The organism is Mucilaginibacter sp. P1_D10 (assembly GCF_056406215.1).
This window is the reverse complement of sequence record NZ_JBFUAP010000030.1, coordinates 1-12682: the sequence shown is the minus strand read 5'-3', so window position 1 is coordinate 12682 and position 12682 is coordinate 1. Positions and strand designations below refer to the sequence as shown.

8 protein-coding genes and 1 pseudogene are annotated in these 12682 nt (G+C 43.0%); all 9 read left to right on the top strand.

Features of this window, described 5'->3' with window-relative positions:
* Positions 1 to 850, top strand: an 850-nt coding sequence (locus AC1DYT_RS26410) for a response regulator (RefSeq protein WP_477472479.1), incomplete at its 5' end; no start/stop codon positions are given.
* A gap of 754 nt (positions 851 to 1604) precedes the next feature.
* Positions 1605 to 4802, top strand: a complete 3198-nt coding sequence (locus tag AC1DYT_RS26405) for a SusC/RagA family TonB-linked outer membrane protein (RefSeq protein ID WP_477472478.1) — start codon at positions 1605 to 1607, stop codon at positions 4800 to 4802.
* A gap of 31 nt (positions 4803 to 4833) precedes the next feature.
* Positions 4834 to 6444, top strand: a complete 1611-nt coding sequence (locus AC1DYT_RS26400; RefSeq protein WP_477472477.1) for a RagB/SusD family nutrient uptake outer membrane protein — start codon at positions 4834 to 4836, stop codon at positions 6442 to 6444.
* Between the two features lie 38 nt (positions 6445 to 6482).
* Positions 6483 to 8006: a glycan-binding surface protein gene (locus tag AC1DYT_RS26395; RefSeq protein ID WP_477472476.1), complete on the top strand. Its 1524-nt coding sequence runs from the start codon at positions 6483 to 6485 to the stop codon at positions 8004 to 8006.
* Positions 8007 to 8069: 63 nt separating this feature from the next.
* Complete coding sequence (locus AC1DYT_RS26390; protein ID WP_477472475.1) at positions 8070 to 9545, top strand: cellulase family glycosylhydrolase; 1476 nt, start codon at positions 8070 to 8072, stop codon at positions 9543 to 9545.
* Between the two features lie 239 nt (positions 9546 to 9784).
* The gene (locus tag AC1DYT_RS26385) at positions 9785 to 11377 is read left to right on the top strand and encodes a cellulase family glycosylhydrolase (protein WP_477472474.1); all 1593 of its coding nucleotides are present in this window, start codon (positions 9785 to 9787) and stop codon (positions 11375 to 11377) included.
* 174 nt (positions 11378 to 11551) lie between these two features.
* Positions 11552 to 11782, top strand: coding sequence for a hypothetical protein (locus AC1DYT_RS26380; protein ID WP_477472473.1), 231 nt, complete (start codon positions 11552 to 11554; stop codon positions 11780 to 11782).
* A 154-nt stretch (positions 11783 to 11936) separates the two neighbouring features.
* A complete protein-coding gene (locus tag AC1DYT_RS26375; RefSeq protein ID WP_477472472.1) occupies positions 11937 to 12257 on the top strand; it encodes a hypothetical protein in 321 nt (106 codons plus the stop codon).
* A gap of 66 nt (positions 12258 to 12323) precedes the next feature.
* A pseudogene (locus AC1DYT_RS26370) lies at positions 12324 to 12682 on the top strand (glycosyl hydrolase); the annotation flags it as partial.

Genomic DNA, 12682 nt, shown 5'->3' with positions numbered 1-12682 from the left:
AAACGAAATTATCCATAATGAAGGTGAAACTATCGTCACACAGCTGCGGTCAAATAAAAAGCCGGTGGTTCTTTTGGTTGAGGATAATGATGACTTTCGTTTTTATCTGAAAGACAATTTAAAGGATATATATAAATTAGTCGAGGCTGCAAATGGAAAAGATGGCTGGCAGAAAGCGCTGTCCCAGCATCCGGATCTTATTGTAAGTGATATCAGCATGCCCGAAATGACGGGTATTGATCTTTGCAGAAAACTAAAGAATGACAGGCGCACTTCGCATATTCCGGTTATTTTGTTAACCGCGCTAACCGGCGAAAGCGAACAATTGAAGGGGCTTGAAATTGGAGCCAATGATTACATAACAAAGCCTTTCAATTTTGAGATACTTCTTTCGAAGATCAAAAACATCCTCGTACTTAAGGATGTCTACAAGCGGACATACAAAAAGCAAATGGACGTTCAATTACAGGAAACTCCTTTACAAAACGAAGATGAAATACTGTTAAAGAATATAGTTGAGTACATAGAACTTAATATCTTAAACGACAACCTTTCAGTAGATGAACTAGGTCGTCAGATGGGCATCAGCCGGGGATCGCTTTATAACAAAGTTTTGATGCTCACCAACAAATCGCCTGGTGAATTTATCCGTTCCATAAGGTTAAAAAAAGCAGCGTATTTGCTCGAGAATAGTCAGATGACCATTAGCCAGATCTGCTACGAGGTAGGCTTTAATACTCCCAAACATTTTACGAAAATATTCAAGGAAGAATATAACATACTACCTTCTGCGTATGTAAATTCCATTCGTCAGAAAAAAAGTAATTCAGACGCTGAAAGTAAAGAATAATGATCTCCATGCTGTTTGTTTGCTGTAAATGCGAACGAATGAGCGACAAGTAGCCGTGCAAGAACATGCATTCAAAACGGCGTTGCAAATATATGTATGCCTTTTACCGTTCGGTAAGCCCCAGAAAGAAATAGCATTTATACAGTAAGCGGATAGGCTTGGATGCGCCAATTATTGTTTATTTCAAATTTACGTGTCATAACAAAGGCGAAGCAGTTGTCAGCCTTTGTTTTGGCCGATCAGTAACCATTGGTTATTTGCATTTTAAAAACGGTTCGTTCTGCCGCAAATTACGATTTTCGTTCGGTATTTATTGTAAAATAGGTTAGTTTTAATAGGTAACTATCTTATTTGTAGATAATTATGAAGTTTGGATTTTTGGTCTATACTTTTGGCTAAAACTACCCTTTCCCTTTTTTTAAGTTACCATAGCTTCATCCCCCGGAATATGAGTTCAAAGTAATGTACTTAAGAGCTTGCCTTGAAACTATGTCCCACCAATTATAGATAGAACCAAAAGTTATTTTTTTTTGAGTTAAAGGTGTCTGGCTGTACCTGTAAGTTTTACCGATCATCAGGGTAGCCGCATGCAAATAAACTAACAGTTAAGCCGCTTCAAATGATCGTTTTGGAGTACTGGTTTATCTGAAAAAAAATAGGTGAATGAAAACAATTATGAATGAAATAAAACCAAGTTAAGTACCAATTCAGAAAACAATGAACCAATTATCAAACCTTAAAATCCCTTTATAAGATGGATAAAAATTTACAAAACAGAGTGAAATACCGAATTTCATTAATTATTATGGGCATGTTCCTTTTTATTTCGGCCCATGCACAAACCTTAAATATCACCGGAAAAGTAACAAGTGCCGAGAGTGGCGAGCCCATGCCGGGAGTAAACGTGAGGATTAAAGGGACAACTATCGGATCTGTAACCGGTGTAGACGGTAACTATTCCATAACAGCCGCGCCTGGAAACATCCTCGTTTTTAGTTTTTTAGGCTACGCCTCTCAGGACGTAAACGTAAAGCTAACCGGGGTAATAAATGTTAAGTTAAGCTCTACTTCCAGCAACTTAAACGAAGTGGTTGTTGTTGGATACGGTAAGCGGGCGAGAAAAGATGTTACCGGCTCAATTAGTTCAATATCAGGGAACGACCTGCGCCAAACCCAGCCAGTTACTTTTGACCAGGCACTGCAGGGTAAAGTTGCCGGCGTTGTGGTTCAGCAGGTATCTGGCCAACCCGGTGGCGGCGTATCTGTTCAAATACGTGGTTTGTCGTCAATAAGCGGCTCCAATTCGCCACTGTATGTTATCGACGGGGTTATTATTCCCCCGGTGGGTGACCCCGGGAAAGGTTCAAACCCGTTAAATGCGATCAACCCTGCCGAAATTGAATCAATAGATGTATTGAAAGATGCTTCGGCAACAGCCATATACGGTTCGCAGGCAACCAATGGCGTAATTGTTATTACAACAAAAAGGGGCAAAGCCGGGGCGCCGCAGATATCGTATGACCTTTATGGCGGTTACCAGGAAATACAAAAGCGCTTGCCTGCAATGAATTTGCAACAATTTGCCACTTTAATTAATGCCCGGGCCGTTGTCTGGGGCTTCGATACCAGGCCCGCATTTGAAAACCCCAGTTACTTAGGTATGGGTACCGACTGGCAAAAAGAATTATTCCGGAAGGCTCCGCAAACGAATCATACAATTACAGTAAGCGGCGGGGACGCAAGAACCCAATATTTACTGTCAACCTCGTATTTTAACCAGGAAGGGATAGCCCTTGGCTCCGATTTTAAAAGATACTCGGTACGGCTGAATTTAGATAATAAAACCACCAATTGGCTAAAAATAGGCACCAGCCTGCAATTGGCGCATGTTGATGAAAATGTAGCTGCAACCGGCAATAGTGTGATCAACACCGCACTAAACATTACCCCCGATATTCCGGTAACCAACGCTGATGGCTCCTATGGTGGTGTTACCGATCCCGGCGGGGTAGTGCAACCTGTTGCCAACCCGGTGGCACTAGCCAGACTTATAAAAGACCAAAGAAAGAGGAATCAAATATTCGGTAATGTGTATGCCGAAATACAATTTACTAAAGATTTTTCATTGCGAAATGAAGTGTCGGGTAATTTCGATTTTAATACAGCAGACAGGTTTGAGCCAACTTATACTTTTGGTAAACTCCTTCAAAGTACCAGCACTGGTACATCTGAGGCCAACCAATATTTTTATACTACGATACGCAATTTCCTGAATTACAATCATAATTTCAATAAACTTCATATCGACGCCTTAGCAGGGCACGAAGCACAGGAAAGTACCTTCGCAAGGCTTTGGGGCCAGCGAAACAATTTTCCTTCAAACAATGTGCAAGGGCTTAGTGCGGGGGATGCTATCACAGCCAAAAACTCGGGCGATAATACATATTCAAACCCTCCGGGGGGCTCTGCACAGGAATCCTGGTTCGGTCGCGTCAATTTTTCATGGGATGACAGATACCTGCTCACCGGGAATATACGGAACGATGGTTCTTCAAATTTTCCAGCCGGTCATCGTTGGGTTACTACCTATTCGGGTGGATTTGCCTGGAAAATTAATAAAGAGGCGTTTTTAAGGGATGTAAAAGCGATAGATGAATTGAAGTTGAGGGTTGGTTATGGATTAACCAACAACCAGGGCATACCCGGCAATACCTTTGTAACACAACTTGCAGCGGTATCAAACAGCCTGTCGGGTACAGCACAGTTTCAAAACAATTTGGCAAATCCGAGCGTCGAGTGGGAAAAAACAAATTATTATAGTGCAGGAATTGACGGAACGTTTTTGAATGGGCGGTTAAGTTTTACACTTGATGTTTACGACCGCGAAACAAACGGCCTTTTATTACAGGTGCCGCTTCCGGAATACTCTGGCACTGTAGCTGGTTGGGGGCCGGGCGCCATGCAAGCCCCTTATGCCAACGTGGGTTCGTTAAGCAACAAAGGGGCCGACTTGCAGATCAACTCTACCAATATTGCTTCTAAAAATTTCACCTGGAGATCCAGCTTTACCCTATCGCGGAACATTAATAAAGTGACCAGTTTAGGTGCCGGTGGAGACCAGGCTAACTTAAGCAAGAAATCTAATCTGGATATAATTAATGATGTAATTGAAAAAACGGTTGTGGGCCAGCCCATCGGCGAATTTTACGGCTACGTATTTGATGGGATATTTGCAACGCCATCTGATTTTCAAAACCATGCCCGGCCTGCCGACGCAAACGGCAACCCCTATCCGGTTTCTCTGGCGGGTGGCGGTATCTGGTATGGCGACCGTATGTTTAAAGACTTGAATGGTGATGGTATTATCGACTCAAGGGACGAAACCTTTTTGGGTTCCCCTCTCCCCAAATTCCAGTTCGGTATCAATAACTCATTTAACTACAAAAATTTTGATCTGAATATTTTCTTTAGCGGCAGCTATGGCAACAAGGTATTTAATGAATTGGCAGTATACCCAAGCTTTCCGGGAAGTCATACCGCTTTTTTTACATCGGCGTTAAACTATGCGCAGCTGGCTTTGGTAGATCCCAACGGCTCTGCATCCGATGTTGACAATGTTTATGTTACCAACCCAAAAACAACCACTGTAGGGTTGAGAAATGACCCTACCAATAATAATTACCGTCCTAATAGTCTGATGATAGAGGATGGTTCATTCATACGATGCAAAAATATCACCTTAGGTTACCGGTTTTCAGACAACCTTTTGAAAAAAATAGCTGTCCATTCAGTTAGAGTGTACGCCACTGTGGCCAATGCCTTTGTAATTACAAAATATAAAGGCATGGATCCCGAGATCGGTTCGTGGAACCCGCTTCAGGCAGGTTGGGACCAGGGTTATTATCCGCAGCCAAAGGTATTTACCATAGGTGCAAACATAACCTTGAAATAATAAAACGATCACCGATTAAAAATATATGTTTATGAAATCAATTCACAAAATCATCATCATCCTGCTATGCACGGCAGCAGTGGCGGGATGTAAAAAGAGTTTTTTGGACCGTCCGTCCAATTCGCAGATCAGTTCTACTAATTTTTACAAAACCACGGGCGACCTGCGGCTGGCTACAGCAAGCCTGTACGCCGGTGGGGAGTGGTGGCAATGGAACAATAATTCCTGGTTACAACTTGGCGACATATTAAGCGGCACCGGCAGCGTGCTGTACAATGGTGATTTAGTACAACTCTTTACCCGTACTGTTACCGGGCAAAATGGTAATGTGACCAGCGGTTGGGTCGGCTTGTACAATGTTGTCGGGCAATGTAATGGCGTTATTAATGCCATAGAGAAACAGGCGGATCCGTCTATTTCCGCGGCAGACAAAAATGCTGCCATAGCCGAGGCAAAGTTTGTTCGTGCCGTAGCTTATTACTATCTGGCGGCGTACTGGGGTTCTGTGCCAATTGTTGAAGACAATAGCAAACTTATAAAAGATCCGCTGCTTCCACGTAATATTGTTTCGGATGTTTATAAATTCGTCGCTAACGACCTGACTTATGCAGCAAATTATCTTCCAAAAACAGGCGACAAAGGCCGGCTAACTACCTGGTCGGCGCAGGGGATGCTGGGCAAGGTGTATTTAACAATGGCAGGTTTAGGCCAAAGTGGCGGGCAGCGCGACCAGAAATTGCTTGACAGTGCAAAAAAGTATGCAGGCAACGTGTGTCATAGCAGCTTAGTGTTGTTTGGGCAGAGTGATCCGAACCACCAGGGTTATTATGACCTTTTCAAGGCGCAAAACAATGATAGCCCTGAATCATTATTTGCCCTTCAATGGGCTCCTGGCGTGGGTTATGGAAATGGCAACGCTAATCAACTCTTTTTTTCGCCAAGCAACACCATTCTTCCTCAAAAAGCAGGGGGATGGATACCCATCCAGCCAACCTACGATCTGTACCGGATGTATTCTGATAATGATACCGTGAGGCGCAAAGCTACTATTATGCTCACCGGGGATCTTTATCCTGAATTGGATCAAGCCCACGGTGGTTATAAGGCGACCATGGTCGGCCTTAAAAAGCACATTGTTGGCAACGAAAAAGATAACAATTCGCCAACAATGGAGCCTTGGTCATCACCTGTCCACAACATGATTCTTAGGTTGGCCGATGTGTACCTGGTATATGCGGAGGCTATTCTCGGGAATAATGGTTCTACATCCGATGGGGAAGCGCTTAAATATTTTAACCTCGTGCGGACAAGGGCCGGCGTAGATCCTGTTGTTTCGCTGAGCGCCGCAACACTGCGCAAGGAGAGAAGGGTTGAACTTGCTTTTGAAGGGCAATACTGGATAGACCTGGTTAGGTATTCTTATTACGATCCGGCTAATGCCGTGCAGTTCCTTAATAATCAGGATGCCAGTCACGGCCGGATCTCGTTTACGTATGATCCTGCAACGAGAAAAGCTACAAGGGATACTGTTGCTCCGCCACTTACGCTTCCGGCAACTATCAATTCATTTACGCTGCCAATTCCGGCATCCGAGTTAACCAGCGACCCTAAATTGCTGGATCCACCGGTACCTTATTATTAATTATAATTATTGGTTTTAGCATTTAAAAATATATTAACATGAAAAAAAAATTAGACATCCGCTTGTATTTATTGCCGCTATTCCTGATGGTAGTGGCTTTATTACCGGCTTGTAAGAAAAATAATGAGGGTTCTTCTATCCCCCCTGTTATTACAAGCGTAAGAATGTATCATCTGTCGCCTAAGGATACGCTTTTAAGTACCGGCGATCCTAAAACTGATCCCAGCTGGTCCGGAGGAACAGGACGATATGTGGTGATCATAGGGCAGAACTTGCAAAACGCAACATCAATTGAATTTGATGGCGTTCCCACCTCTTTTAATGCTGCTTTATTTGCGCCGAACAGCGCGGTAGTGCAGATACCAGATATTATGTATTCAAAAATCGATACTACTAAGCTCTATACCTTACACTATAGAACACCTGGTGGCTCAACAACGTTCTCTTTTAAATTAGGCCCGCCTGCACCAACTATTAATGCCATATCCGATGTGTTTGCCAACCCGGGCGATTCGGTTTATCTTTTTGGTGCCAATTTAATTTTCGTTCAACAGTTTACATATGGCGGAACCCCAATAACAAAGTTTAACACAACCCTTCATGGGGATTCCCTAGGCTTTTTGATGCCGGCAACGACATCCAATAAACTAATAACAGTAACTACGAAGTCCGGTACGGTTATAGATACCATAAATGCGAAGCCGATCATTTACGGCATTTCCTACGTTAATCCCAAACTTGGTGATTCGGTTTATGTTTATGGTGCTTACCTTAAGACTATCCAGTCATTTTCTTTTGGCGGTGCTACAATTACAAATTTCACCGAAGGCCCACGTGGCGCTTATGTTAAGTTTGCGGCTCCGGATGAGAACAGCTACTCAAGTGGACCAGTGACCATTGTTACCAGTTATGGAACGGTTTCTATTGTTAATAAAGTAAATACTCAAAATAACGATAAAGTAGGTCTTTTAGCAGATTTTGAGTGGGGTGATAATTTTGGTTATCCCTGGTGGGGAGATGAAAAATTGGCTTTCGGCCCTGTGGCCGATTTTAATGGTTCGATGGGAACAAATACTACGATGCATATCTATTTTGATTCTCCTGTTTTAGCTGGCGGTGCCAGTTTGTACGCCCCATTGGGTAATTCTAATACGGGCAATCACTGGGTACCTGCGGCAAATGTTACAGATCCTCCTTCAAGCTGGGCTCTTCAATTTGACATAAGTGTGGCTAAGCCATGGAAAGGAGGTACGCTTTATATTAGAACTGAATTTGCAGGCGACACTTATGTAGCGCGTTATGAGCCATGGAAAATCCCTAATTCAAATAATACCAAAGCTTTTATAACGAAAGGTTGGCAAACCGTAATTATTCCTTTAACTAACTTCAGATCAAAAGTTGACGAATTAGGGGATGGTGTATCAATTACTCAAATAAGCCAATTATTGGGGCCTACTGGTGCGAATAGTTATAATATGACCCTTAAAAATTTCGCGGGTTCGCCAACTGCAACTGGTTGTTATGCCGCTATTGACAATATTAGGTGTGTGAAGATCAAATAGCCTACAGCCCCACGGCAGCATATCGTTGTGGGGCTTTTTTAACTCACTAAAAATTAAGACAAAATGAAAATTAAGTATTGTTTTACAATATTGATAGCTCTTGTTACAGTTATATTTTTTCTCTCCTGTAAAAAGACAAAAAATGCAGCCCCGGAACTAACGGTTACCCAGTCTGCCATAGCATTTACGCCCGAAGGCGGAACGCAAGATTTATCTTTTACCTGTAGTAGCGATTGGACCATCAGCAATCCTGTTTATTCGTGGTTGCAATTAAGCGCAACATCCGGTAACAGCGGCAGCACTGTTATTCATGTAACAACCTTGTCAGACAATACTACCGGGGCAACCCGCTCTGGTGTTTTATATATAAATGCTTCCAACGGGCAGTCCAGAAGGGTGACGGTTACCCAAGCCCCTACCATATACCCAGGTTATAATACGTCGGCCATAGCGCCGGATATGACCGGAATGAGCAGCAATGCCGTGCAGTTGGCGGCAAAAATGCGTACAGGAATGGGAATAAATTTTGGCAATACCATGGAATCATACCCAGACGAAGGTGTTTGGGTGAGTAGTAAAATCACCGAATCGTATGTGAAATATATAAAAAGTTTAGGTTTCAACTCTGTACGAATTCCGTGTAGCTGGGTTTGGGCTCATTTAAGCGACCGTAGTAAGGCAAAAATTGACCCTGCATGGCTTGCGCGGGTGAAACAAGTGGTTGGATGGTGTGTGGCTAATGATATGTATGTGATGCTCAATGCTCACGGTGATAATGGCTGGCTGGAGCGTAGTGTAAACGTGATGAAGAAAGATTCCATTAATGCGATGCAAAAGGCGATTTGGGAGCAGATTGCTACAACCATGCGCGACTTTGATGAGCACGTTATGTTTGCCGGCACGAATGAACCTGCGGTTGACAATGCCGGGCAAATGGCCATACTTAATGGTTATCACGAAACATTCATCAAGGCAGTTCGCGCTACCGGAGGCAGAAACGCCTACCGGGTGCTGGTTGTGCAGGGGCCTTCAACTGACTGTACTAAAACTTCTCAGCTGATGACTACTATGCCTCACGACCTGGTACCTAATCGTATGATGCTTGAGGTACATTTCTACGGGCCTTGGCATTTTAATATGGTAAGGGATGGCGATAATGGTCCGAACACCAAAGCGAGTTACTACTGGGGGAAAGGGAATCTTTCTACTATTGAGCCAGAGCGCAACGCCCCCGATGGAGAAGAGGATGAGCTTGCGGCAGAACTCGGAAAGATGAAAAAGTTTGTTGATAATGGTATCCCTGTGATACTGGGTGAATATGCAACCTTTAGGCGGACTCCCGAATTCAACGCTGGTACCCCTAAGGATACGCTGATGCACAACAGGTCTGTGGATGCCTGGACAACTTTTGTTACCAAAACGATGAAAGCGAATGGTTTTCTGCCATTCTGGTGGGAGATAGGTTTTGGTTTAGACAGATCTAATAATGTGGTAAAGGACCAGCGTATGTTAAATGCCCTTAAGGAGGGGTATAAGTAAAAAGCAATGTTTGCCGATAAGGGAATGCCATTGATTATAGACGAATATGGTACCGAATATCACGCTTGTAAATTAAAAGGATATCCGGCCGGTTCGTTTTATTGCCGGTAAATTCTCAGAGGCATTTTTTAAGTCATTTAACAAAAGCAAATAATGTGCTGCCGGTTTTATCGCCAGCAGCCATTTGGACTGCAACTAATACTAGCAAGTCAGCAAGCATTGTATTTCACTGAAAACAGATGCAGGGCTTTAACCAGGCAGATTTAGTTAATATAAACCGTTTCGTTAATACGCCTGTTGTGGGTGTTAAAAAAGATCCTCTGAACAGCATTGTTCAGAGGATTCTTTTAAGTAAAAATCAGGAGAAAATGAAAAAACAGTTTTTTTTTAAGTTATTAATACCAATTGCGATTATATTTTTATTCTCCTGCAAAAAGACAAAGGATGCAGCGCCGGAACTAACAGTTAATCAATCTGCCATAGCATTTACGCCTGAAGGCGGTGCACAAGATTTATCTGTTACCAGTAATGCCGACTGGACCATCAGCAACCCTGTTTATTCATGGTTGCAATTAAGCACAACATCGGGTAACAGTGGCAGCACTGTTATTCATATAACAACCTTGTCGGAAAATGCTACAGGGGCAACCCGTTCTGGTGTTTTATACATAAGTGCTTCTAACGGCCAGGCAAGAAAGGTGACGGTTTCTCAGGCCCCCACCATATACAAAAGTTATAATACATCGCCAATTGCGCCAGACATGACCGGAATGGCAAGTAATGCTGTGCAACTGGCGGCCAAAATGCATTTGGGAATAAATTTTGGCAACACCATGGAATCCCAAACCGAAGGTGAGTGGGTGGGCAGTAAAATGACCGAATCGTATGTGAAATTTGTAAAACAAACAGGTTTTAATGCTGTACGAATTCCTTGTGCCTGGAATTACGGGCATTTAAGCGATAGGAAAGCGGCAACAATTGACCCTGCATGGCTTGCGCGGGTGAAAGAAGTGGTCGGATGGTGTGTGGCTAATGATATGTATGTGATACTGAATATACATTGGGACAACGGCTGGCTGGATGCCAATATCAATAAGGCAATGAAAGATTCCGTTAATGCGAAGCAAAAAGCGCTTTGGGAGCAGATTGCTACAACCATGCGCGATTTTGACGAACACCTTATGTTTGCCAGTGCGAATGAACCTCCGGCTGATGATGCCGAAGAGATGGCCATACTTAATAGTTATCACGAAACATTCATTAAGGCGGTTCGCTCTACCGGAGGCAGGAACAGTTACCGGGTATTGGTTGTGCAGGGACCTAATACCAGCGCTGATTTATCTTATACTTTGATGAATACCCTTCCTCACGACCCGGAACCTAACCGTTTGATGGTTGAGGTACATGACTACACGCCTTCTCAGTTTACGATATTATTGGATGGGGATGCAAGTTGGGGTAAAATGGTTTACTACTGGGGAGCAGGGAATCATTCTACTATTGAGCCAGACCGCAACGCCACCTGGGGAGAAGAGGATGCGATTATTGCTGAATTCAAAAAGATGAAAGAGAAGTTTGTTGACAAAGGTATCCCTGTGATACTGGGTGAATACGCAACCTTTAGGCGGATTGCCGGCCTGGGCAAGCCTGTTCCTAAGGATATGGATATGCATAACAAGTCTGTGGATTACTGGACAACTTATGTAACCAAACAGGCTAAAGCACATGGCCTTCTGCCATTCTATTGGGAGCAAGGTAGTACTTTAGACAGAGGTAAGAATGTGGTTAAAGACCAGCGTATGATAGATGCCCTTATTGAAGGATATAAGTAAAAATTAACGTTTGCCGATAAGGCAAAGCTGATTCAACAATCTTCAAATTATCCGGGATAATTACACTAAAACTGCCGGTGTCGCAAATAAGAGGTTAGTCGTGATACCGGCATATTTCGGCAGGTTTAAAATGATAGGTTCAATTAGTTCTAAATAGTATTCAAAAAAAGGAATATGGAAGGTCAAATTATTTCAAAGGAGCCCGAATTAGACGAGACCGAAATTAAAGGATTGATAGAGGATTTTGAAACGATTGGTATTTTACTTGAGGGTCATCTCACAATCTTTAGTAGCCCTGTATTGACACCGAAATCCAAAAAAATGTGCGATGAGGGATTGGCCCTTATTAAAAACTTCACTCAAAAATGTTTAAAGCATTACGGGTTAAATCACCTTTCAAAATAAGATTTCAACTATACGCTAAGTGAATATGGTCAGGCCCAAGCTATTAAAGAAGGCTCGCCTGCGACAAAACAACAAATTGAAATAAAACCCAATTCTGTGTCCCCCCGCGAATTTGATATCCGTGGCAAATGATACTGGTTAAAAAAACAGGAATATGAAAGATCAAATTATTTCAAAAGCGCCGGAACTAGATGAAAGCGAAATTAAAGCTTTGATAGAGAATTTTGAAACGATCGGTATTTTGCTGAAGGAGCACCCTGCTTTCTTCAGGAACCCTATCATATCGCCTGAATCGAGAAAAATATTTAACGAGGGCCTGGTACTTATTAAGAACTTCACTCAAAAATGTTTAGAGCATTATGGGATGAGGTATCTTGAAAATAAGATTTCAACAATACGCTATGTGGATATGGGTAGGCCCACGCAACAAGTTGAAAACTTAAAAGAAGAAAATGGCTCGCCTGGCTGGCGTTAAAGCATCTGCTGTTGAAATAACTGTCGCAGGTAAATAACACCTACAAAAGAAAAGAAATAATATTTTATGAAATATACCCTTGCCTGTTTTATGGCATTTTTAGTGGCCGGCGGAGTTTCAGCGCAAAACAAAAGCGAGGTTGCGCTTAAAGCAAAGATCAATAGCATCGTCAGGAAAATGACGCTGGAAGAAAAAATAGACATGCTTCATGGCAACGCACTGTTTTCTTCGGGCGGCGTAAGCCGTTTAGGCATCCCGGAGCTAACATGCGATGATGGCCCGTTGGGTGTACGCGAAGAAATAAAGCGCTTTGACTGGGCGTCGGCCAACTGGACAACCGATTCCGCCACGTTTTTACCAAATGGCTCGGCAATTGCGGCTACCTGGAACCCGGTAATGGCCAACAGGTATGGCGTAGTATTAGG